The sequence below is a fragment of the Thermodesulforhabdaceae bacterium genome, assembly GCA_037482015.1.
GTDB lineage: Bacteria > Desulfobacterota > Syntrophobacteria > Syntrophobacterales > Thermodesulforhabdaceae > JAOACS01.
The window spans coordinates 46,089-69,846 of sequence record JBBFKT010000009.1 but is presented as its reverse complement, the minus strand read 5'-3'; the positions used below and the strand labels follow the sequence as shown (position 1 = coordinate 69,846).

The window sequence follows — 23,758 nt, the reverse complement described above, 5'->3', positions numbered from 1 at the left end:
TCTGAAAGGTCCTAAAGCTTTATGGCAGCTAGAGGTTCATCCTGTTCTGCAATGAAAAACTGAACACAACGCCACTGAGGTTGATTCCGAAGAGTTGATACTATGTTGTTCATCACGAGATCCTTCGAATTATTAATTTTGCTAAGGTGAGCCAAACACAGCACTTCTAGTTCCTGGTGGGAAATTTCACGGCACAGTTCTAATGCCTGATCGTTTGAAAGATGACCGACTCGACTTCTTATGCGTTGCTTGAGGTGGATAGGGTAGGGACCGTTTTGGAGCATTTCAACGTCGTGATTGGATTCTAGAATAATTGCCTGACACTTGCTGATGCAGGATTTTACGAGGTTTGTAGGCGTTCCAAGGTCGGTGCATATAGCAAGTCTGGTGATCCCATTGGCGATAACAAAACCGGTGGGATCTGAAGCATCGTGAGGAAGAGCAAAGGGAAGAATAGTTAAGTCCCCAATTTCAAAGGGTTTGCCTCGCGTAAAAAACCTTTTTCTTGGAATATTGTTGGTCTTGGCAGGAAGGCTTTGAAATGTTTCCGGTGAAATATAGACTTCCAGATTATACATACGGCTTAGGGGACCGAGTCCACGCACATGGTCGTAGTGTTCATGAGAAACCACAACGGCATCAAGTTGAGATGGATCTATAGATGACGTTTTCATTCTTTCTTTAAGGGCTTTAACAGAAAGCCCTGCATCTATGAGGATACAGGTGTTGTTTGTCCATACGAGACAGGCGTTTCCGGATGATCCACTTGACAAAACCTGGAAACAAAGTGTTCCCATAAATTAAACCTTTTTATAACAGGTTGATTCCATTCCAGAAATTCCTATCAGGACTGCAGTAGGCGAATTAATTTATCAAAATCTTTGTTTCTTATAGGTCCGAGTAAAAGCATGGAAAGATCGTCAATAAGGGGTAGAGACCTTAACCATTGACTCATATCATCCAGCGATATCGCCAGAATTTGAGCCTCGATTTCTTCCGGAGGTATATCCCGCCCATGAACGATTTCATTTTTTGCAAGCCGATTCATGTAAGCGTCTGTCCCATCCATGTTCAAATAAAGGCTTCCCACAAAGCAATCCTTTGCTCTGGAGAGTTCACTTTCGCTGATTCCATTACTTCTGATTTTTTCCAGTTCATTTATAACAACCTGGAGTAATTCATCGGCTTTGGATGGTTCTACAGCGGCGTAAATACCAAACATTCCGGTATCTTCGTAAATGTTAAGGAAAGAATAAATGGAATAAGCAAGTCCCCGCTTTTCTCGCACTTCTTGAAAAAGACGACTGCTCATACTATTTCCCAAAACCATATTGAAGACGTAAGCCAGGAACCGTGATGGATCCTTCAGAGAAACACCCTGAGTGCCGATGCAAATATGGAGTTGTTCGAGTTTTTTGAAAATAGCTTCCCGGAATACATTGCGTTTTGGGCAGGATCTTTGAGTGCGACTCTGACCGTTAGGCTTGAGATTACCTAAAGCCGGCTCTACCAAACCGATGAACTGATCATGATCCACATTTCCTGCGGCAGTTATTACTAGCTGTTCAGGATGGATTATGCTGTCTTTGAAACTTAGCAGGTCTTCTCTACTCATAGACAGAACCGAAGATTTATAGCCACATACAGGATGTCCAAGGGGATGACCTGCCCAGAATTTTTCGCAAAAGAGCGTATGAATATAGTCTTCGGGTGAGTCTTCGATCATGTTGATTTCTTGAATTATAACCTGTCGCTCACGGTCTAACTCTTCTGAATCAAAACAAGACTCAAGGAGAATATCCTGAAAGACATCTATAAGTCTTGGCAGGTGCTTATCCAGCACCTTGCCGTATATACAAAGATTTTCCTTGGTTGTGAATGCGTTGGAGTATCCCCCAAGAGCGTCCAGTTCTTTGGCAATTTCTTTAGTTGTTCGCCGCTTGGTTCCTTTGAATAGCATGTGTTCTAGAAAATGGGTGATTCCTTCTCTCGCTGGTTCCTCATCTCTGGAACCAGCATTGATCCAGAATCCAACGGATACTACATGGGAAAAAGGAATCTTTTCTGTAACTACACGAATGCCGCTTGGAAGAACCGTTTTTTCCGCCATAGTTTCCTAACGTTTTCTTGGTTGATGGTGTCGATGTTCTGATGTGACTTGCTCCATAACAGCTTTTCTACTCAGCTTGAACCGCCCATCCTTATCAATTTCTATAACTTTAACAAGCACCTCATCGCCTTCTTTTACTACGTCGCTTACATTTTTGACTCGCCTGGTATCAAGCTGAGAAATGTGAATAAGGCCTTCAAGATTTGGGCGAATTTCAGCAAAAGCACCAAAGTCAGTAATTCTTGTGATCTTTGCCGTGTAGATTTGTCCGACCTCTGGCTCCAGCATTATTAGCTTGACCCTGTCTAAAGCCTTCTGACAGGCTTCGGGATTCAAACCCATGATAACCACTCGCCCATCTTCTCCAACATCTATCTTGGTTCCCGTCTCCGCTATGATCTGTTTGATTACTTTACCACCTGGTCCGATCAGATCCCTGATTTTTTCAGTGGGGATCTGAGTAACGGCTACTCTTGGAGCGTAAGGGGAAAGCTCTGGCCTTGGAGCGCTTATAACCGAGCGCATCTTTTCGAGAATAGCGAGTCGGGCTCTTCTGGCTTCCTCAAGAGCTTTCCGCATAATTTCTCTAGTAATGCCAGAAATCTTAATGTCCATCTGGAGAGCCGTTACACCTCGGTCATTGCCTGTTACCTTGAAGTCCATATCACCGAGATGATCCTCATCCCCAATTATATCGGTTAGAATAGCTACTTTGTCGCCTTCCTTAACTAGCCCCATGGCAATACCTGCAACCATGTCTTTTACAGGAACTCCGGCGTCCATAAGAGAAAGAGTAGCGCCGCAGACAGTGGCCATTGAGCTAGAGCCGTTCGATTCCAGCACTTCCGAAACAACTCTAATGGTGTAGGGAAAAGTTTCGGAGTCAGGAAGAATGGGCTGCACGGCTCTTTCGGCTAGAGCTCCATGTCCAATCTCACGCCTGCTGGGTCCTCGTAGAGGCTTGACTTCGCCTACACAGAAAGGCGGAAAGTTGTAATGGAGCATGAATGACTTGAAGGTTTCCCCTGTAAGAGCTTCTATTTTTTGCTCATCGGACGAAGAACCTAGAGTTGTCACGGCCAGGACTTGAGTCTCCCCGCGACGGAATATGGCTGAACCATGGGTTCGAGGCAGAACGCCTACCGCAATTTCAATAGGCCTGATGTCGCTCATTCCACGTCCATCAATACGTCGCCCTTCATCAACCATCATCTTTCGCACCACATCCCGCTCCAACTCTTCAAGGATCTCTTCGATCTCTTTCTGAGAATCGGGATAACTTTCAGCCAGCGAAGATACAACCTGTTCGTGAAGAGCTTTCTTTTTTTCCTTCCGAAGCATCTTTTCAGGCGTAGTCATTACTTCTCGAATCGATTCCAAAGCTATAGCCTTTACTGCTTCCACCAGTTCTTGGGGCTTTTCAGAGACAATACAAGTTTGTTTAGGATGCCCTATCTTTTGTCGAAGCTCTTCCTGAATGTCAATCATGGGTTGAATGGCTTTATGAGCCAGTTCCAGAGCTTCCAGCAGGTCTTCTTCTGGCACATAGTGCGCTCCACCTTCTACCATAACGATAGCTTCTTTTGTGCCAGCCACTACCAGATTGATATCGCTCTTACTGAGTTGTTCTATGCTCGGATTAATAACAAAATTTCCGTCAACTCTTCCTATCCTTACCGCCCCTATGGGACCCAGGAAAGGAATGTCCGAAATGTGGAGAGCTGCCGAGGCGCCAGTTATAGCTAGCACATCTGGTTCATTTTCCTGATCGACTGATAGAACGGTAGCTATAATTTGAATGTCGTGGCTGTAGCCCTTTGGAAAGAGCGGTCTTATGGGGCGGTCAATAAGTCGCGACGTGAGCACCTCTTTTTCACTGGGACGTCCGATTTCACGGCGGAAGAATCCACCAGGGATTTTCCCAGCCGCGTAACTCATTTCCTGATAATCAACCATGAGCGGGACGAAATCCACCCCTTCTCTTGTTTTTTCATCTCGAACCGCCGCGACCAAAACCACCGTGTCACCATATCGAATCCATACTGCACCGCTTGCCTGTCGGGCAACGTGCCCGGTTTCTATGGTAAGGATTCGACTCCCTACCTCTGCCGATACAGCAATACTTGCTGTGTTCATACCTTGTTTATGCTCCTTTAAGCTTTGAGTCTAAATTTTTTCTGTTTAGCCTCTCAATCCCAATCGATCGATAAGGCTTAGGTAACGATTCATGTCTCGTGATTTAAGGTAATTCAAGAGCTTTCTTCTCTGGCCGACTAGCTTAAGGAGCCCTCGTCTTGAGTGATAGTCTTTTTTGTGAACTTTGAAATGTTCGGTAAGATACCGGATCCTTTCAGTCAGAAGAGCGATCTGGACTTCTGGAGATCCTGTATCAGTTGGGTGAATTTTGAATGTTTCGATGATTTCCTTTTTCCTTTCTGGGGTCAATGTCACGGTTTCTTCCTCCTTTCACATGGAAGTTACACTAATACTTTTAATTGACGTCTTTGATTGTTTGTTTGCCTGGGCCACCATAAGGCTAGCAAGGTGTCCCCTGATGTGTTTAATATCCTGACAGGTATGTTGTCAGGATTTGCCAGTCCTTCTGCTTTGATTTCAAGATTTTTACGGATCTGACCGTGTTTAAGTCGTTCAATATCTTCATCCTCTATTGACAAAGCAGGCAGATGATCTAAAGCGTCGGCAAGATTTATGATAAGCCTGTGAATGTTTCCGGCTTCAATGTTTTCTTTGATCTCTTCTAGAGTCCAGGCGTCTTTTAGAGAAAATCGCCCGCTTTGTGTCCTGACCAAATGTTCCAACGTTCCGTAGCAGCCTAAGGTTCTGGCGATATCAGCTCCTAGCTGGCGCACGTAGGTGCCTTTGGAACATCTCGCTCTTAGTTTAGCTCTAGGCCATTCATGCTGAAGTAGTTCCAGTTCATATACAGTTACTTCCTTAAGTGGAGCTTCCACTGTTATTCCCTTTCTTGCCAGCTTATACAGCCTTTCTCCCTTGACTCTCGCTGCCGCATAGGCCGGGATCTTTTGCAAGAAGGTGCCTTTGAATTTTTGTAAAGCTTCTTCAAGTTTCTGTTGATCCACAGGTGGACCGTCATAGAAGTAAACAGTTTTGCCTGTGCGATCCAGAGTGTCTGTTTCGTGGCCAAAAAGCAGAGTAAATTCATAAACTTTATCATCATCTAAAAATTGATCGGCAATTTTCGTGCCGCTATTTATGAGAAGCACCAAAAGTCCTTCAGCAAAAGGATCAAGAGTTCCCCCATGACCAATTTTTTTAGGCTTGAGCCACTGTTTGACTCGCCGCACCACTTCAAACGATGTCATATTCACCGGTTTATGGACTATCATTATGCCATCAACCAGGAAGGGGGATCTCACCATCATTTGCCCTCGCTCTGCTCACTCTCGTCAATATACGATTCCAGTGAAGGAATAATAACAGCTTCTACTTGATCGATTTGCCCATCTATTCTGCAGGCTGATGCGTTGATGTGTCCTCCTCCCCCAAATTGTCTGGCAAACCTTGCTACATCCACAGATCCCTTTGATCTCAGTCCTACGTGGATAAGCCCGTTCTCGTCTTCTCTGAACAACACAGCTACTTTAACGGTTGCAACCTGCCTCAGCATGTTAACAAAACCTTCACCATCGTGAACGCTGGCTCCCGTTTCGCTTAGCATTTTTCTCGTAAGTCGAGCGGTAGCAATAGAATAGTTTTTGTGGTAGCGAAGAGTCTCCAGAACTTTTCCAAGCAACAACAACTTCTGCGGAGAGCAGGATTCAAAAATCTGCTGGGCTATCTTGTGAGGGGCTGCCCCGGAACTTGCCAATGATGCGGCAATTTCCAGAACCTTCTGAGAAGTGTTTGAGAATTGAAAAGATCCCGTATCAGTTAAGATGCCAGTATAAAGACATGTTGATACAGGTGGCGTGAGAGAAATATTCATGAAATGGAAAATATCAAAAAGCATTTCGCATGTGCTACTGGCGGATGATTTTACCCAGAAGACATCTCCAAATGGATGTTCGTGGACGTGGTGATCTATATTTACAACAAGTTTTGACGAGTCGAGGAAATTTAATAGCTTTTTGCCACCTCGGTCGATAGAGCCGCAATCAAGAAACACCACTGTGTCAACTTCAAGGTGGGAAATTTCCTCTGGATCGTTAGTAACTTCCTGTGCTCCTTCAAGAAAACGAAAAGTTGGTGGAATGCCGCTTTCACAGTAGCTTTTAACTTTTTTCCCCATACCTTTTAGAACAGCTTGAAGAGCAAGCATCGATCCAACTGCGTCTCCATCCGGATTGAAATGAGTCACCAGAAGGTAAAATTTCCCATTTTCTAGCACATCAGCTACTTTTTTAATATTGGCTTCGTCATCCTGGGACATTGCAAACCTTAGTTGATTGTGCGCTTGGTTTTTAGGGAGTGTTAACATCATAACTGGCCCTGTTCGTCTTTGGATTTAAGCGAGTTCAAAATCCATCCGATTCGCTCGCTGTGATCGAAAGAATCATCATAGACAAAAGAAAGTCTTGGTATAGATCGCAGATGAATGCGCTCCGCCAATTCACGGCGTATGAATCCAGCGGCACTTTCCATTGCTACTTTTAATTCTGCTCGGTCACTTTTATGAAACGTTTCGCAGTAGAAAACAGTTGCTTCCTTGAGATCGTCCGTCATCCGAACTTCCGTAACGGTAATTCCCTGGATGCGAGGATCCTTCACCTTGCGGTGAAGAATTTCTGCTATTTCCTCTTTAATTAAATCAGCAACCCGTAGTTTTCGGGGATATTTTCTCATAATTTATCCTCTCAATAATGGATAAGCTCTATTTCCTGGTCGATAATTTCCGCCAGTTTGAGCGAATCCACATATTCGGTGATTTTATCAAGGATGGTATTTACTGTGCGTCCATCCTTGCCAACTACAGCAATAGCAAGAGTGGTTTTCTGGTAAAGATCATGATCATCCACTTCTGCAACGGAAGCGTTAAACCTGTTACGGCATCTTTCCACAAGGCTTTTTACAACCTTTCTTTTTGATTTGAGCGACATGCCTTCAGGAATAATTAGAGTAATGCGAGAAATCCCCACGGTCATTGCCATCTTTAACGCTTATCCTGGGAGTCTTGTTTTGATTCCTGAATTGAAGTGCCATCAATGGTTGGTTTTACTTCTTCCATCGTATAAACTTCGAGTATGTCGCCAACCTTTATGTCGTTAAAGTTTTCGATAAGAATTCCGCATTCAAAACCAGCCTTAACTTCGCGAGCATCTTCTTTAAACCGTTTAAGCGATATTATCCTTCCATCATACACCACCACCTGATCACGAAGCACGCGCACCTTGGCTCCCCGCTGGACCACACCACTTGTTACATAACAACCCGCTACCGTGCCAACTTTTGAAATATGAAATGTCTGGCGCACTTCGGCTCGTCCCAAAACTTTTTCCTTATATTCAGGTTCAAGCAACCCTTCCATTGCTGCTTTGATGTCATCGATGAGCTGGTAAATAACATTGTAAAATCTTACATCGACCTTTTCTCGCTGAGCTATTTCCTCGACTTTAGCGTCTGGTCTTACGTTAAAACCGATCACAATGGCATTCGATGCCGATGCTAGCATAATGTCAGTTTCATTGATTGCTCCGGTGGCTGAATGGATGATGTTGATTTTTATTTCGGGATGCGAAAGCTTCCTGATGGCTTCAGCAAGTGCTTCAAGAGATCCCTGAACATCGGTCTTAAGTATGAGATTAAGTTCTTTAAGCTGTCCTTCTCGGATTTGTTCATAAAGCTTTTCCAAAGTAACCTTTGTTGTGAGAGAGATCTCTCGTTCGCGCTGTTTTCTCAAGCGATATTCGGCCAGAGTTCGAGCCTGTTTTTCGTCGGCCACTACAGCGAAGTCATCACCTGCTTGAGGCACCCCTGAAAGTCCTATTACTTCTACTGGCATGGATGGTCCTGCTGATTCAATACGCTGTCCAAGATCGTTGAAGATGTTTCTAACTTTTCCATAGTGGACTCCGCATACAAAGGCGTCTCCCAGCTTAAGTGTGCCTTCCTGGATTAAAACTGTAGCTACGGGACCTCTACCCTTTTCAAGCTTCGCCTCAATGACTCGACCTCGAGCGGGTTTGTCAGGATTTGCTTTGAGTTCCATCAATTCCGCCTGGAGAAGCACCATTTCCAGTAAGTCTTCAATACCGATTTTCTTTTTCGCCGATACTTCTACCATTATAGTATTGCCGCCCCATTCTTCGGGTATAAGCCCCTGTTCCGCCAATTCCCGTTTGACTCGCTCAGGATTTGCATTTGGTTTATCTATCTTGTTAATGGCAACAATTATTGGCACTTGAGCGGCTTTAGCATGATTTATTGCTTCAATTGTTTGTTGCATTACCCCATCATCAGCCGCAACAACCAGAATAACTATATCGGTTACTTTTGCACCTCGGGCTCTCATTGCGGTAAATGCTTCATGACCTGGGGTATCAAGGAAAACGATGTCTCCTTTATCAAGATGCACATGATAGGCTCCAATGTGCTGAGTAATGCCTCCAGCTTCTGCAGATGTAACGTTGGTGTGGCGAATAGTGTCGAGGAGCGATGTTTTTCCGTGATCCACGTGACCCATAACGGTTACAACAGGGGGACGAGGCTTAAGATCTTCAGGGCGGTCTTCCTGAACAGCTAAAATCGTTTCTTCTTCTATGCCTTTCTTTTCCACTTCGTAACCGAATTCAGAAGCCAAAATAGCAGCCGTATCAAAGTCTATAGCTTGATTTACCGTAACCGGTAGTCCTAGAAGCAGGAGTTTCTTGATAACTTCGGATGCTTTAACGCCCATTTGGTGGGCCAGTTCGCCTACAATGATAGCATCTTCAACACGAATCTTTCTTTTCGCCGCCTTTGGAGGAAGAGTGCTGGGTTGTGGTGGTGCTTCAGCTTTCGTGATGGATATCTTTGATGGCTCTCGAACTTCATCAAGTATCTTTCGATCATCTCGCTTCGGTTTTAAGAATTTTGACGGAATATCTACATCTTCTTCTTCGCGTTCTACTTTGATGTCCTCTTTTGGTCTAAATTTCTTTGGCGACTTAATTTGTTTTTTAGGAGCAGCTTCTTCTACAACAATACGAGTTCTTACTTTGGATTCTAAAATTTCTTCGTGATCTTCTTCTTCGACGGGTGGAATTATTTCTGGCAACTGGATAATCTTTGCTGGTTCTTCCTTTTTCGGTTTCCTTCTTCTGCGGCGTCTATGTCTTTTAGGTTTAAGAGGTTTTTCTGATTCTTGAACTGCCTCAGCTTCTTCAGACTCAAGTTTTTCTTCTGAAATCTTAGTATCTTCTTCGATTTCCTGTTTTATTTCCTCCGTCGTGATTGCTTCATAAACCTTTTCCGGTGCGGCAGTCTCGGCTTTGGTTTGTTCAGATGGAGCTTTGACTTCTAGATCTAAATCTTCAGAAATTTCTGGTATCTGCGGCGGTGTTTCTATTGTTTCCTTTTCTACCTTTGCTGATTTTTCGAGGTCTTCTCGGACTATTTCCAGGCTACGTGATTCTTTAAGTTCAGTGACAATTGCAGTTTCAGCCTCTGGTTGTGGAATTGTTTCGTCTGTAACAGGTGCCTTGGCGGATATGGCGGTTTTTTCTTCGTAAAGATGCCCCATCTCCAATTCCTTTTCTACTAATTCAGGTGGGGAAATATCAACCAATTCTTTTTGTTTATGATCTTCTTCTACGACAATTGGTGTTTCAATAGTTGGTTCTGCTGATACTACTAACTCTTTTTCAATTTGTTCTTCAATTTGCTCTTCAGGCGCGGTTTTTGGAGGTTCTGGAGAAATAGCCGGTTGAGATGTTACAACATCTTCAGCTATTACTTCTTCCTCTTCTGGTTTTTGGTAGTCCTTTTTAGGCTTTTTCTTAACAATGACCTGCTTTGTAGCTGCCATAATATTCTCAACGACGTTACCTGAGGGTCTAGCGAACTTTTTAAAAAATCGGCGCAGGTAATTTGCATCGTCGGTGCTCAGGATACTCATGTGATTCTTATAGGGAATACCGAGCTCATTCATTTTATCTAGGAGCTCTTTTGGAGATATGTTTAATTCTTTTGCTAATTCGTGAACTCTTAACCGCGCCATTCTTATGCTCTCCTGAAATCTATATTTGGGGGCTCTGGACGCTCAAACCTTTTGCTCGCCCTCGGAAGGCCCTTTCAAGCTTTTTGTTCCATTTTAGATATTGCAGGCACTCGTAGCAAACATAAGCACCTCGCCCGCTCATTCTTTGTAAAGTATCTAAAATTACAACCCCATCTGAATTGAGAACAAGCCTTAACAATTCTTTTTTCGGCTTCTTTTTACCACACACTATGCACGTTCTTATGGGGATATGGCATTCTCTAGTTACCGTCATTAGCCTTTTGATGTCCTTTTCCTGATAACGTTAAGAGCTTCGGTCTTCAGTCCTTCAATTGTGGACTTGGAAAGTCCCATGATTGATTCCAGGTAGTCAGTATCGGTGTTTACGAATTCTTCAAGTGACGTAATACCCTCATCAAAAAGCATATCAACCAAATCTTCTGTCATGTTTTGGAGAGTGAAAAATTCTTGATAACGACCATCTTTACGGCGTTCGTATCGAGTTTCGCTTGTTACATCAATCTTCCAATTTGTTAGTTTAGCTGCTAGACGAACATTTTGGCCTCGTTTTCCGATTGCGAGCGATAGTTGGTCATCCGGGACTATAACTTCGACAGCTTGATTAGCCTGATCAATTATCACTTTACTTATTACCGCCGGAGCCAGGGCATTTACAACAAACTTTGCAGGATCCACATTCCATTGTATTATGTCAATCCTTTCTCCTCTAAGTTCCTGCACAACTTTTTGGACTCGATTACCTTTGACTCCCACACAAGCTCCAATAGGATCAACGGATGGATCTTTAGAAACAACGGCTATCTTTGCTCTCGAACCAGGTTCTCTTGATGCTGCGATGATGCTTACTATACCTTCCTGAATCTCCGGAACCTCCAAAGCAAACAGTTGAATAAGGAAAGATGGATGGGTTCTGCTGACGATTATTTGTGGACCCTTGCCGGATTTTTTTACTTCTAGAATATAGGCTCGCACCCGATCCCCTGGTCTGTAATTGTCCTGAGGGATTTGCTCCTTTACGGGAAGGAATGCTTCTGCTTTGCCGAGATTTATGGTTACGCCTGTTTTATCTACGCGTTGGACTACTCCATGAATGATTTCCCCTCGGCGGTGCTTAAATTCTTCATAAACAGCGTCCCTTTCAGCATCCCGTAGTCTTTGAAGAATTATTTGCTTTGCTGTTTGAGCGGCGATTCTTCCAAGCTTTGTAGGATCTAGCGATATCCCTACCTCATCTCCTACCTCCGCCTCGGGAGCATACTTGGTGGCTTCTTCTATAGACATTTCCCAGTTAGGATCTTTAACTTCATCTACTACTTTGTAAAACTTGACCGCTTCAATTTCACCTTTTTCTTCGTCCCATCTTACCAATATTTCGGCCTTCGAGCCGAGCTTTTTTCTGATGGTTGTAGCTATTGCTTCTTCCAGAGCTCCAATTAAAACTTGTTTCTCTATTCCCTTTTCTCTGCTGACCTGGTCAATCAGCCTTGCTAGCTCTGACATTGTTGTCATGCTTTGTTTTGTCTCCTTATTTATCACACAAGGGTATATGTTTAATTTTTTGCTTTTTTTTCGCTTTTTCTGTTTCAAAATAAGCAAGATTTGCTTTTTCAATCAACTCAATCGGAATAGTGAAAGTTTCTCTATCACATTCTAGAGTGATTTCACTTTCAGAAACCCCTTGTAGAAAACCCTTGAAGTTTTTCCGTTTAGATATGGGGCTATATGTTTTTACGGTAATTATGCTTCCAACATGTCGAGAAAAGTGTTCCGGTTTTTTTAGTGGTCGATCCAAACCAGGGGATGAGACTTCAAGGTGGTAAGCGTGATGAATAAGATCGACTACATCAAGAAAGTCGCTAAGAGTGTAACTGACTCGAGAGCAGTCCTCTATAGTTATACCGTCCTTATGATCTATGAAAACTCTAAGCACATACCCCTGAGGCTCTCGACGAAACTCAACGTCAAGAAGCTCGACACCCTCTGAGCTTACCACAGGCTCGATCATTAATCTAATTTTCTCAACCAACTCTTTTTCCTTTTTGTCCACCACTTTTTATCCCACCACAAAAAAAGAAGTGGGCAAAGAGCCCACTTCTTTAGCAGACCAAGATCATTCTCAGGTTCAACTATTGTGCTACATGTTTACCACAACGTTTTCCCCATAGCTGATCCGTCCACTAATCGAAGCAGGCACTCCCGAGAAGCACCCCCTCAATAAGGGACTTTCGCGTTTTTCCCACGAACTTTGGAGCGGGCAACGGGCCTCGAACCCGCGACCCCAAGCTTGGGAAGCTTGTGCTCTACCAACTGAGCTATGCCCGCTCTCAAAAGCCACATTTTAACTATATCTTTCCTGATGCAAAGTCAAGAAATTCTTGAGTATCTGGGTTGGCGTAATATAAGAGTGCACAATTTCCGGGCTTACACAAGAATAGCGAGGTAAAGTTTGCAAAACATCTAATCACGGTAAGCTATCCTTAAGAGGCAAACTGGATTAAGAGTTCTTAGTTGTTATCTCCAGTAAGAAATATAGTTTCTCCTTCGTTGTAAGCGTCCCATAATCATTCCTATAACCCATCCGCAGAAAAGCACTCCAGCACCAGTGAGAAACCATTTGATTCGCTCGGAATTTTTTGCTCTGCGACTTTCTTCCTGAAGCTTATCTCGCTCTTCCTTAAGAGATGCTATATTTTTCTGAAGAGAGTCGTGGGTTTGCTTGAGTGAAAGAAAGTCGGCAGCTTCTGTCTGGAGTTTGGTGTATTGAGCTTTGGATTCTTCTAGTGCTTTTTCCATTGACGCTATAGTTTGCTTTAGTGATGCAACTTCATTTTCGTATTGGGTGATTGTCGTCTTTAGGCTTTTATTTTCTTCCGTAAGCTGAACTACGTCCTTGGTGCTTGGGGGAGAAGAAGTTATATGACGCTTGTGGACCCATCCTTCTTTTCCGGAAAATGGTCCCTCTTTGGGAACCACCAGGCACCATCCCCCCTGTTCCTTTTTAACCTCTACCGATATACCAGGTGTCAGAGTGCCAATTAGTTTGTGGCTGGTTCCAGGACCTGTGCGAAATTGGATATCGACCCGATCAGTTACATAAGAGTCAGCTCCTAAGGCATTACCGGAGTAGATAAGGGAAAACACGAGAAACAACCATACCAGTGCCAATGTTTGATCTAGCTTTCTCATATTTTTTCCTTTCAATAATGGGATAGTTCTTTTTCAGGACGTTTTTAACAGATAGCTATTTTAAAAAAGCATTTCTTGAAACGCAAGAAATAAGGGGTGTTAACGGTTGTTTTTACGGAAGATACAGGTGAAATCATTTTTTACGCCCGCACTTGTTCAGCAGGAGTAAAAAGGTATTGTTGACTTTTTCACGATTTTCTTTCAATGTGAAAACGTAGTGGGGATAGTGGCTTATACTATTATTGTCTTGGAATTTTCTTGGAGAATAGCTCATGAAACCTCATACCCTTAAGTGCATTATCGATGGGAAGACAGTAAAAGAAAGAATTAAAGACCTGGCGGATAGGATTAATCAGGAATATTCGGGTAAGGATGAGCTTATCGTTATAGGAATCTTAAAGGGTGCTTTTGTGTTTCTAGCTGACTTAGTGAGGTTCATAAATTTACCTGTTAAAATTGATTTCATAAGGATTTCCAGTTACGGTTTGCAGGATGAAAGTAGCGGAACTATTAGAGTAACTAAGGACATAGAACTTCCCATTGAAGGTAAGGATGTTATTTTGGTTGAGGACATTGTTGATACCGGCTTAAGTCTGGACTGGGTGGTAAAATATATTAAACAGCGCGACCCCTCGTCTATGAAAGTTTGTGTATTAATAGACAAAATGGAAAGACGGGAATGTTCGGTGGAGATAGATTACTGTGGTTTTAAGGTTGAGAAAGGTTTTCTCGTAGGGTATGGTTTAGATTACTCAGAGTGTTATCGTCATCTGGATGGCATTTACGAAGTGTGCTTTATTTGATGTCGAGCAAGGGAGATGCTCATGATAGTTACGTGCGAATCCTGTGGAACTAAATTTAAGATCGACCCATCGAAAATTAAAAAGGATTCAGTAAAAGTTAGGTGTTCTAAATGCCGCCATGTTTTTACTATAGATTTGAGCCCTCCACAGGAAAAAGTAAAAAAGGATGAAAAAGTTATAGTTTTAGACGATTCCTTCGGGGAAGATATTGAAAAGATTACGGGCGGAACCAGAGATGTTCAAATAACAGACTATTTGCCTTCAGAAGATATCGAAAGGGAAGATGTTTCAGATCAAATTGAAGCAGAACATCCCGCCGCTGAAAAAAAGGCACGAGCCAGAACTTCTTCCTCTTTTGCGACTAATAAGCTTATCCTTGTTGCGTTGGTGGTTGTTGTTCTTCTCGGGGTTGTGTTCTATAAATTTGTGGGCAAACAACCAAAAACAGCACCAACTCAAGAGCCCTCATCCCAAGAATCGTTAGTCGGTCCTGCCGTAAAGCTTAATCAACAGACTCAAGCATTTTTCATTGAGAATGTCCAGGTGGGACAGATACTTGTGGTTCAGGGAGAGGCTGTCAATGGGGGTAAAACACCCGTAAGCTTTGTGCTTCTGGAAGGCAAATTGATTGGAACTAACGGTAAAGCTCTCATGAGTCAGCGGTTCTATGCAGGAAATCTTTTCAGTAAAGAAGAACTTGCCCAACTAACAGTTGATAAAATACAGGAACGCATGATGCGCCGTGAAGGAGATACACTTTCCAATGTTAGAATCAAACCGGGTGATAAAGTGCCCTTTATGGTGATTTTCTACAACTTGCCACCCATTGATGAGTTGTCCGATTATACGATCGAATTTATAAGCGCCGAAGTGGAAAAACCTTCAGGAACACCGGCGGGAACGGAGAAAAGCCAGACTCATTAGTTTCATTAGGTTCAGCTAGCTTTCAATAAGGGAGATCTAGAGATGCTGGATATTAGGTTTGTGCGGGAGAACATAGATAAAGTTGATAAGATGTTAAAAAATCGCCAGATGGAATTTGATCTTTCGCAGTTTAAGCAACTCGATGACAAGAGAAGGGAAAAGCTTCGAGAAGTTGAGCAACTAAAACACGAAAGAAACAAAGCATCCGAAGAAATTGCCAAGCTGAAGAAGGAAGGTAAGGACACCGCGACTCTCCTTGAAGAGTCCCGACAACTTTCTCAACGTATCAAAGAGCTTGATGATGAATTGGCTGAAATTGAAAAGAGGCTCGAGGAGATTCTTCTCTTTATTCCCAATATGCCTCATGAATCGGTTGTGGTTGGAAAAGATGAAAAAGATAACCCTGTAGTAAAAGTCTGGGGGGAGAAACCCTCTTTTGACTTTGAGCCCAAGCCTCATTGGGATATTGGTGAGCAACTTGGCATTCTTGATTTTGAACGGGCAGCCAAAATGACGGGAGCGAGGTTTACTCTCTATTGGGGAGTTGGTGCAGAACTGGAACGGGCTCTTATTAACTTTATGCTCGATATGCATACAGATAAGCATGGTTACACAGAGGTTCTTCCCCCCTTTATGGTTAACAGTTCAAGCCTTAGAGGAACAGGCCAGCTTCCTAAGTTCAAAAGCGATCTTTTCAAGCTAGAAGGCTGGGATTATTACCTTGTACCGACTGCTGAGGTTCCCGTTACCAATATTCATGCTGGTGAAATTCTCGATGAAGATCAACTTCCTAAATATTACACAGCCTATACCCCTTGCTTTCGTTCTGAAGCGGGATCTTACGGAAAGGACACAAGAGGGCTCATACGCCAACATCAGTTTAATAAGGTTGAACTCGTCAAAATTGTAAAGCCGGAAGATTCTTACTCTGAGCTTGAATCTCTTCTTGCTAATGCCGAGGCTATTTTACAAGCTCTGGGGCTTCACTATAGGGTTGTTAGTCTCTGCACAGGTGATCTTGGTTTTTCCGCATCTAAAACTTATGACATAGAAGTCTGGCTACCAGGCCAGAATGCCTATAGAGAAATTTCTTCCTGTAGCAATTTCGAGGATTTTCAGGCGAGGCGAGCGGATATTCGCTTTAAAAGAAAAGGCAAGAAAAAAACAGAACTCGTCCATACCTTGAACGGCTCCGGATTAGCTGTTGGACGCACAGTTGTAGCGGTTCTGGAAAATTATCAACAAAAAGATGGGAGTGTTTTAATTCCAGAAGCTCTTCGTTCCTACATGAGGGGCAAAGATTGTATAACACCTGTTAAAACCAGGTAAGAATTGGAGGAAACTATGACTAAAAGCCAATTGATTACAACTCTTGCTAAGAGTGAAGGAATTCCCCTTAAGCTTGCAGAAACTATAGTTAATATCACTTTCGATGTGCTGGAAGAGGCTTTGGTAAAGGGTGATCGGATAGAAATAAGAGGTTTTGGGAGCTTTAAGGTTAAGTCCTACGATGGCTACAAAGGAAGAAATCCAAGAACAGGAGAACTAATAGAGGTGGAACCAAAGCGATTGCCTTTCTTCAAAGTTGGTAAGGATCTTTATAGGCTTGTAAATAACGAATAATATGGATGTGGTGATATGAAAGTTTTCGGGAGTAGAGTCCCATGAAAGAAGGTGATTTCCTATTTAGAACCACAGTCCGAGTTCGTTATGCCGATACGGATGCCCAGGGACATGTCTATTTTGCAAACTACTTAGTCTATTTTGATATAGGCACAACGGATTATATGAAAGCTATTGGATATAGCTATGAAAAACTCCTGGAGGATGGCTACGACTTCTTTACTGTTGAAGCTTTGTGCCGCTACCGTGGAGAAGCCTTCTTTGATGATGAACTCGATGTTGGCGCCAAAATCTCTAACATAGGGAATTCAAGTTTTACCTTTAACCTTGCGCTTTTTAGGGGCAATATCTTAATAGCCGATGGACATATTGTAAATGTTATGATTGACCGATCATCTAAGAAACCGGTGAGAGTTCCGGAAGGTTTTAGAAAAGCAGTTGAAGAATTTGAGCAAAGGAGATGATAAGTCTATATTCCGTATAAGACCGTATAAAATGCGGAGAAAAATGAATGGTAGGAAGTAGACTGCTTAGATGGATTTGGATCCTGATTTGGTTGTCCCTTTTGGGATTTTTTTGTGCACTATGGATTTTTTCTGTCAAAGATAGATTATTAACCGAAGATTGGATCGATAAATTAGCTGATGTGGGCAACCTGTTTGGTATCATTGCAATTTATCTTATGGTTTTCATGATGTCTTTTGGAGTAAGGCTTCCTATCATTGAAAAACCTTTCGGTTTGGATAGTCTCATTAGATTCCATAAGAAATTTGGACCGATAGTGGTGTTTTTTGTTTTGGTCCACGTAGGTTTAAAAGTTCTTAAGTATTCCCAATTGGTTGGTGGAAGGTTAGAAGATGTGTGGGATTTTGTTGTTCAGTTTTATCCCTACTCATGGAATCTAATGGATAATGCACTGGTGATAGCTCGATGGACGGTTCTAATACTCCTTTTTGCGGTTCTTGCTGCCAAAGCCGGTCAGTATTTCCTTCCCTTCAAGCTGTGGAAACCTGTTCACGCCATGTTATACCTTGTAATTCCGGCTGCTCTTTTGCACTCTATCGCAATAAGCCGTGATATAAGAGTCTTCCCGATGACTATTGGGTGGGCAGTTTTGGGCATATCGTGGGTGGTGCTTTTTGGATATCGTCTTTCCTATATCGCTACCAGGAAAGCCCAGTGCCGATGGTTTTTGGAATCGGTCAAAGAAGAAACTCATGATACTAACACATATACATTTGTTCGCCACGAAGGTCCTGGGCGTTTTGGGAACTGGCTTCCTGGTCAGTTTGCAATATTTCGTTATGATACTGGGTTTTTAGGCTGGAGCGAGCCTCATCCGTTTACTTTGTCATCCGCTCCTGATGAAGGCAAAATATCCTGCACAGTAAAAGCCGTGGGATCCTTTACCAGAAATCTTAGAACTGTAGCCCCCGGAACTCCATTCCTATGTGAAGGTCCCTACGGTGTGTTTACTCCCAATTTTAAGAAAGATGCTCACCTTATATGCATTGCGGGAGGGGTGGGAGTAACCCCGTTCTTAAGCATTATACGCCATATAGCTAAGAAATCACTTCCAGTGAAAGTTACATTGATATGGGGCAATAAATCAAAGGCTGATATTATTGCTTACGAAGAACTTTCTCAGTTGGTTAAGTCTTCTTCCTGGCTCACAATAGTCCATGTTCTTAGTGAACAGCGCATAACTGATGAATTGTTAGGGGAGGTTAAAGACGACGGATTCTTTTGGGAGGAAGGCTTCGTAAGAGGAGTTATTTTCGAAAAATACATTACCGATCTTCGTGGCACTCAATTCTTTCTTTGTGGTCCCCCGCCTATGCAGCGTTTTGTTCTGGACGAACTGAAGCGAACCCTGAAAATTCCTTCGAGAAAAGTCAAAAGAGAGTTTTTTTCTTTTTAACATGCCCAACCACAAGACATCAAAAATCATATCGATGTTACAAAATCTGGAAAATGATCTTTCTATTTGTATGCGTTGTGGAATGTGTCAATCTGTGTTCTCTATCTACCGTGAAACTCACCGTGAGCCTGATGTTGCCCGAGGTAAAATCATTCTACTAGATGCCTTGAAAGATGGGATTTTTGAAAATGCTCGTGGCGTGCTAAAACGCCTTCAAAGATGCTTGCTTTGCGGTGCCTGCGAAGCAAGTTGTCCTGGTGGGGTAAAATGCTTGGAAATATTTTTCAAGGCAAGATCAATACTTTCTTATATCGAAGGTCTTCCAATTTGGGAACGAGTGTTTCTTAGAAAGATTTTTTCCGAACCGGAAAGGTTCCGAAATATAATGAACTTTCTGGCTTTGTGCCAGCCTCTCGCTGTTTCAAAGGTTAGTTCTAGTGTTGGCACTGTGCATGCTAGGATCCCTTTACCATTTTTTAAGAATCGGGATTTGATGCCTCTAGCAGAAAAACCTTTTAAGGATCGAATTCAATTGCTGGACATTTCCCAAAAAGCTGGACAGCCAAGAGTTGCCATTTTTATTGGATGCCTCGTAGATCGCATTTTTCCATCGGTGGCTGAATCGATGGTTGAAGTTTTGAAAACTAACCAGGTGTGGCTTTTCACTCCGGAAGATCAGGTATGTTGCGGTATTCCTGCTCTCTCTGGGTGATCTTGAGACCTTTAAGTTGCTCGTTCGCCAGAATCTAAAGGCTTTTTCCAGCAGAGTAGATATAATTGTGACCGCCTGTGCGACCTGTTCGATGACCATAAAAAAAGTATGGCCATCCGTGATGAGTGATGAATCATCAACGGTGAAAGAGGCAGTGCACACTCTATCGGGTAAGCTCATGGATATTGTGCAGTTTCTGGCTATGGGCTTTGCCAGGGATGTTGAAAAATCCAGAAACGTTTATCAGTCTTCCAAAACCAAGGTAACCTACCATGATCCTTGCCATCTTAGAAAGTCTCTTGGGATATGGAAAGAACCAAGAGAAATTCTTGCTTCCCTTCAGGAATACGAATTCGTGGAAATGTCAGAAGCCGATTCTTGCTGTGGCTTTGGAGGTAGTTTTGCTTTGAAACATGGCGATATTTCTGAACGCATTGGCGATCGAAAGATTGGCAATATTATTCAGACTGGGGCAGAGATTGTTTCGACGGCTTGCCCAGGGTGCATGTTGCAAATAGCAAGCGGAGTTTCTAAAGCTAAAGCATCTGTCCAGGTAAAACATATTGTTGAGTTAGTTGCAAATTCCCAGAATTACCGATGGACGTAAAAATTAAGGTTACAGGATTTTACAGTATGAATAATGTGAGCGCATCGAGTATTACTCTCATGGGGGAACGTTTTTAAACAGCCTTAAGATTGGCAATGAGAGTGTTCTAAAAATCTTTTCCATATAAGAAGTTTTCGAACCCTATCAATTGGCAATTGATGAAGATTTTGGTGTGTTGTAGAATTTCTAAACCTTATTTCCACCATGAAATAGGCTAATTTTTTAAAATCACTGGATTTGTGAGAATGCATTGTGATTATGTGTTATTGCTGTAGCGAGGATAAATAATGAGTGAATATAAATCTAGCTTTGATGATGGGCATCGGAGTAATTCAAATTCGGAAAAGCAAGGAGAAAGATTATTGTCAACAAACCTTCGCCTTGTTGCCTGGGAGATTACCAGAACTTGTAACCTTTCTTGCATCCACTGTCGCGCCGCTTCCATCGATGCCCCTTATCCTGACGAGCTTTCTACAGATGAAGCCATGAAACTTATCGACGATATTGCTACCGTGTCAAAGCCCATACTTATTCTCACCGGGGGAGAACCGCTTCTTAGAAACGATATTTTTCAGATCGCTTCTTACGGCAACGAAAAAGGCTTTAGAATAACCATGGCGACTAACGGAACGCTTGTTAAGCCTGATGTTGCTAAGGAGATGAAAAAGGCAGGGGTGCAGCGCGTCAGCATAAGCATTGATGGTGCTACTCAAGAAAGCCATGATAATTTCCGACAGGTGAAGGGAGCCTTTGAATCTGCCATAAAAGGGATTGAGACATTGAAGGCTTACGAGATTCCTTTTCAGATCAACACGACCATTACGGCTGTGAATAGAGAAGAACTTCCTGATATTCACAAGCTTGCTATGTCGCTTGGCGCTGTGGCTCATCATATATTTCTAGTTGTTCCAACGGGTAGAGCAAGAGATATGGCAGGGCAAGAGATTCCCCCTGAAGCCTATGAGGAAACCTTAAACTGGTTTTATGAGCAAAGGGGGAAGACCCCGCTTCAGCTCAAAGCTACCTGCGCTCCTCATTATTACCGTATTTTAAGACAGCGAGCCCGCGAAAGGGGCGAAAAGGTGACCGTTGAAACATACGGGCTTGATGCCATGACAAGAGGATGCCTCGCCGGCACAGGGTTTTGCTTTGTATCGCACCTTGGCGATGTTCAGCCCTGTGGTTATCTAGAGGTGATCTGCGGTAACATTAGAAAGAAGTCTTTCAGAGAAATATGGGAAAACTCAGATGTGTTCAAAAGACTGAGAGACCTTTCCCTTTACGAAGGAAAATGCGGTTCCTGTGAATACATAAGAGTTTGCGGAGGTTGTAGAGCGAGAGCCTACGAGGCTACCGGGAATTTTATGGCGGAAGAGCCGCTCTGCACCTACCTCCCACACGGACTAAGGTAATATTCATGGAATCACTATCTTTTCGCTTTCTGGATTCGTCTCATTTTCATGACGTAGCCTCGCTATTTTCCTTGGTGTTTTCGAAGCATGTGAGGAGTTCCGATTTTGATTGGAAGTATAGACAGGATTTGTTTGGACGTTGTTATGGGGTGCAGGCTGTTACCGAAACGGGGCAAGTTGTTGCTCACGTCGCTGCTGTCCCTGCAGAAGGTGTTTTTTCTGGACAATCTATGCCCTTATTCCAGTTTGTAGATGCTATGGTTCATCCTGAATGGCGAGGTCGTAATACTCTTACTCACATGATCCATCTGCTTTTGGGATTGATTAAAAGCTATCATCCTTGCTTTTTCCCCTATGTCTTTCCAGGACCTGTTTCGTCCAGGATTGGTCAGAAATATGGCTGGTTGAAGCTTATAAAGTCAGTGGAAGATGTTGTTATCACTCCTTGCTCCAAAGGATGGTTTGCTAGCAAGTTGTCGTTCATTTCTTTTGAACGGTTTAAAAATATCCCCTCGGTTGTAAATTCTCTGTGGATTAAACTTCAAAGAGCTTATCCCATTTTGGTCAAAAGAAACGAACAATTCCTTTCTTGGCGATATGTGCATCATCCCTGGTTTTCCTACGAGTTTTATCTCGTAAAGCGTTTTTGGAAGCCAATTGGATGGATTATCGTTGAATCGGCAGCTAACAATCCCCCACGGATTGTTGACTATCTTTTACCTCCCCTGGAAGCTAGAGCGATATTTGAGAATTTTCTTCGTGAGTTAAGTTTTTCGGAAGCTATTGTATGGCTACCGGAGGTTTTAAAACAACAAATGATCTTTAACCCAAAGGCTGTCATTTTTCGTCCCACCCCAATAGATCTTTGCATGGTAACCAATGAAGGTTTGGATTGGCTTCCACCGGCTGAAATTCTTTCGGCTACGTTTTTTTATAACATGGGTGACATCGATATTTACTGATTCACATTACCAAAGTTAAGCCCGGTTTTTTGCTCAACGAGTTTAATAAAATCATCAACGGTTTTGTCCCAGCTAAAGCGACTTGCCCAGAACTGCCCATTGTTCCCATATTTGGCGGTAAGATCCCGATCTGCAAGAATGGAAATTATCGCTTCAGCTGCAGCATCGGGATCGTCGGGAGGGACCAGAATACCTGTTTCGCCATTTGCCACCGCTTCTGGGATGCCTCCACATAAAGTTCCCACGACGGCTTTCCTGCAGGCAGATGCTTCTAGATAAACAAGCCCGAAACCTTCAAATCGCCCTTTTTCGTCTTCTCTTGATAACAACGCAAATACATCACATCGGTGATACAGAGACTTGAGAGAAATGTCATCCAGAACCCCCAGGAAATGAACATGCTTTTCAACGCCTTCATTTCTTGCGATGTGTTGGTAGGGAGCGGGATTTCCAGGTCCTGCTATCAAAACATGAGTATTAGGAAGGAATTTAATAACTTTTGCCGTGGCTTTTATGAGAATATCCACGCCCTTTCTCGGCTTAAGTGCCCCAACACTCAGGATAATGCGAGCATCAGACGGTATGTTTACACCACTGAGTAGATCTTTAGCAGTGTTTAAGAGTAACGGGTTCCATACCAGAAAATCTGAGTTTATTCCCGGATGTATAACTTCTATTTCCAATTTCTTCCCAAAAGTTTCTTCAGTTCGTCTTGCCGTATGGCGACTGACCGCGACAAGAATCTTTGCTTTAGAGAGAGCCTTTCTGAAAAATATCCTGTCAGGGAATGTTCTTTGTGGGGCAATACTGTAGGTGCCGTGCAGTGTCAGACCAAAGGGAATCCTTGAAGAATCGGCATGTAATAAGGCAGTGACACTATAGGGAAACTCGATAAGACTGTGGACGTATTGGGTCCTACCGAGGTTTATCCTCGCGCATTGTCTTATAAAGTTAATTAGATACCATGGCTTCCATCGGAAGGATTTAGCAAAAGGCGGAAGGGTGTAATATATTCGTAAGCTGGTTTCCTCTCTGTGGTTAGAATTTTTTAGGTTTACTGGTAAATGAAGTTCAAAGGGGATTTTTTTCTTATAGAGAGCTAGGCAAAACTCCCTCGTATATCTTCCCCATCCTGTGTGAGGACTAATTTCAGAAGAAAGAAAAGCGATTTTTGGATGCTTCGACTTCATTAAAAAATCCTTTTTCACATGGGATCGAAGAAAATAAGTAAGTTTTTGATCTGAATCAAGGCGTTTGCCTCAATCAATGATTAATGTGACATGTGAGAACGAGAATGGATC

At 42.9% G+C, this 23,758-nt stretch carries 23 protein-coding genes and 1 tRNA gene; 10 read left to right on the top strand and 14 right to left on the bottom strand.

The genetic code is table 11. From position 1 onward, the window contains the following. Nucleotides 1–11 precede the first annotated feature (11 nt). From WHS38_10015 to WHS38_09955, 13 genes are all read right to left on the bottom strand, one after another. Complete coding sequence (locus WHS38_10015; protein MEJ5301310.1) at nucleotides 12–797, bottom strand: MBL fold metallo-hydrolase; 786 nt, start codon at nucleotides 795–797, stop codon at nucleotides 12–14. A 47-nt stretch (nucleotides 798–844) separates the two neighbouring features. Continuing rightward, nucleotides 845–2,110, bottom strand: coding sequence for a pitrilysin family protein (locus tag WHS38_10010; GenBank protein MEJ5301309.1), 1,266 nt, complete (start codon nucleotides 2,108–2,110; stop codon nucleotides 845–847). A 6-nt stretch (nucleotides 2,111–2,116) separates the two neighbouring features. Further along, complete coding sequence (pnp, locus tag WHS38_10005; GenBank protein ID MEJ5301308.1) at nucleotides 2,117–4,246, bottom strand: polyribonucleotide nucleotidyltransferase; 2,130 nt, start codon at nucleotides 4,244–4,246, stop codon at nucleotides 2,117–2,119. Nucleotides 4,247–4,291: 45 nt separating this feature from the next. Continuing rightward, a complete protein-coding gene (gene rpsO / locus WHS38_10000; GenBank protein ID MEJ5301307.1) occupies nucleotides 4,292–4,561 on the bottom strand; it encodes a 30S ribosomal protein S15 in 270 nt (89 codons plus the stop codon). Nucleotides 4,562–4,587: 26 nt separating this feature from the next. After that, nucleotides 4,588–5,514: a tRNA pseudouridine(55) synthase TruB gene (gene truB / locus WHS38_09995; GenBank protein MEJ5301306.1), complete on the bottom strand. Its 927-nt coding sequence runs from the start codon at nucleotides 5,512–5,514 to the stop codon at nucleotides 4,588–4,590. Next, on the bottom strand, nucleotides 5,511–6,572 hold the full coding sequence (locus tag WHS38_09990) for a bifunctional oligoribonuclease/PAP phosphatase NrnA (protein MEJ5301305.1): 1,062 nt from the start codon (nucleotides 6,570–6,572) through the stop codon (nucleotides 5,511–5,513). Before WHS38_09990 ends, truB begins: the two co-directional genes overlap by 4 nt. Next, nucleotides 6,569–6,934, bottom strand: coding sequence for a 30S ribosome-binding factor RbfA (gene rbfA / locus WHS38_09985; GenBank protein MEJ5301304.1), 366 nt, complete (start codon nucleotides 6,932–6,934; stop codon nucleotides 6,569–6,571). Before rbfA ends, WHS38_09990 begins: the two co-directional genes overlap by 4 nt. A gap of 11 nt (nucleotides 6,935–6,945) precedes the next feature. After that, nucleotides 6,946–7,239 carry a DUF503 domain-containing protein gene (locus WHS38_09980; protein MEJ5301303.1) on the bottom strand — a complete coding sequence of 98 codons (294 nt, stop codon included), beginning with the start codon at nucleotides 7,237–7,239 and terminating at the stop codon, nucleotides 6,946–6,948. A 2-nt stretch (nucleotides 7,240–7,241) separates the two neighbouring features. After that, nucleotides 7,242–10,286 (bottom strand): translation initiation factor IF-2, encoded by a 3,045-nt coding sequence (gene infB, locus WHS38_09975; GenBank protein ID MEJ5301302.1) that lies wholly within the window; start codon nucleotides 10,284–10,286, stop codon nucleotides 7,242–7,244. 273 nt (nucleotides 10,287–10,559) lie between these two features. Next, the gene (nusA, locus tag WHS38_09970; protein MEJ5301301.1) at nucleotides 10,560–11,816 is read right to left on the bottom strand and encodes a transcription termination factor NusA; all 1,257 of its coding nucleotides are present in this window, start codon (nucleotides 11,814–11,816) and stop codon (nucleotides 10,560–10,562) included. 16 nt (nucleotides 11,817–11,832) lie between these two features. Continuing rightward, nucleotides 11,833–12,357: a ribosome maturation factor RimP gene (gene rimP, locus WHS38_09965; protein MEJ5301300.1), complete on the bottom strand. Its 525-nt coding sequence runs from the start codon at nucleotides 12,355–12,357 to the stop codon at nucleotides 11,833–11,835. Between the two features lie 196 nt (nucleotides 12,358–12,553). Then, a tRNA-Gly gene (locus tag WHS38_09960) sits at nucleotides 12,554–12,629 on the bottom strand. Between the two features lie 189 nt (nucleotides 12,630–12,818). After that, nucleotides 12,819–13,493, bottom strand: a complete 675-nt coding sequence (locus WHS38_09955; GenBank protein MEJ5301299.1) for a TIGR04211 family SH3 domain-containing protein — start codon at nucleotides 13,491–13,493, stop codon at nucleotides 12,819–12,821. Between the two features lie 272 nt (nucleotides 13,494–13,765). On the opposite strand from WHS38_09955, the gene hpt reads away from it, so the two are divergent. The 10 genes from hpt (at nucleotide 13,766) to WHS38_09905 (ending at nucleotide 22,457) form a co-directional block, all read left to right on the top strand. Continuing rightward, entirely contained in the window at nucleotides 13,766–14,296 is a 531-nt protein-coding gene (gene hpt / locus WHS38_09950; GenBank protein ID MEJ5301298.1) for a hypoxanthine phosphoribosyltransferase, read from the top strand. A 21-nt stretch (nucleotides 14,297–14,317) separates the two neighbouring features. After that, on the top strand, nucleotides 14,318–15,220 hold the full coding sequence (locus WHS38_09945) for a DUF3426 domain-containing protein (GenBank protein ID MEJ5301297.1): 903 nt from the start codon (nucleotides 14,318–14,320) through the stop codon (nucleotides 15,218–15,220). A gap of 42 nt (nucleotides 15,221–15,262) precedes the next feature. Continuing rightward, nucleotides 15,263–16,549 carry a serine--tRNA ligase gene (serS, locus tag WHS38_09940; GenBank protein MEJ5301296.1) on the top strand — a complete coding sequence of 429 codons (1,287 nt, stop codon included), beginning with the start codon at nucleotides 15,263–15,265 and terminating at the stop codon, nucleotides 16,547–16,549. A gap of 15 nt (nucleotides 16,550–16,564) precedes the next feature. Next, nucleotides 16,565–16,843, top strand: a complete 279-nt coding sequence (locus tag WHS38_09935) for an HU family DNA-binding protein (protein ID MEJ5301295.1) — start codon at nucleotides 16,565–16,567, stop codon at nucleotides 16,841–16,843. A 41-nt stretch (nucleotides 16,844–16,884) separates the two neighbouring features. Beyond that, nucleotides 16,885–17,307, top strand: coding sequence for a thioesterase family protein (locus WHS38_09930; GenBank protein ID MEJ5301294.1), 423 nt, complete (start codon nucleotides 16,885–16,887; stop codon nucleotides 17,305–17,307). 47 nt (nucleotides 17,308–17,354) lie between these two features. Further along, nucleotides 17,355–18,764, top strand: a complete 1,410-nt coding sequence (locus WHS38_09925) for a ferric reductase-like transmembrane domain-containing protein (protein ID MEJ5301293.1) — start codon at nucleotides 17,355–17,357, stop codon at nucleotides 18,762–18,764. Nucleotide 18,765: 1 nt separating this feature from the next. Further along, nucleotides 18,766–19,476, top strand: a complete 711-nt coding sequence (locus WHS38_09920; GenBank protein ID MEJ5301292.1) for a (Fe-S)-binding protein — start codon at nucleotides 18,766–18,768, stop codon at nucleotides 19,474–19,476. 16 nt (nucleotides 19,477–19,492) lie between these two features. Then, a complete protein-coding gene (locus WHS38_09915) occupies nucleotides 19,493–20,083 on the top strand; it encodes a heterodisulfide reductase-related iron-sulfur binding cluster (protein ID MEJ5301291.1) in 591 nt (196 codons plus the stop codon). Nucleotides 20,084–20,370: 287 nt separating this feature from the next. After that, nucleotides 20,371–21,495: a heme b synthase gene (gene ahbD / locus WHS38_09910; protein ID MEJ5301290.1), complete on the top strand. Its 1,125-nt coding sequence runs from the start codon at nucleotides 20,371–20,373 to the stop codon at nucleotides 21,493–21,495. Between the two features lie 5 nt (nucleotides 21,496–21,500). Continuing rightward, nucleotides 21,501–22,457: a GNAT family N-acetyltransferase gene (locus WHS38_09905; GenBank protein ID MEJ5301289.1), complete on the top strand. Its 957-nt coding sequence runs from the start codon at nucleotides 21,501–21,503 to the stop codon at nucleotides 22,455–22,457. Here the strand turns inward: WHS38_09905 and WHS38_09900 are convergent. After that, nucleotides 22,451–23,647, bottom strand: a complete 1,197-nt coding sequence (locus tag WHS38_09900; GenBank protein MEJ5301288.1) for a glycosyltransferase family 4 protein — start codon at nucleotides 23,645–23,647, stop codon at nucleotides 22,451–22,453. The two genes, WHS38_09905 and WHS38_09900, sit on opposite strands and share 7 nt — an antisense overlap. Nucleotides 23,648–23,758: the final 111 nt, after the last annotated feature.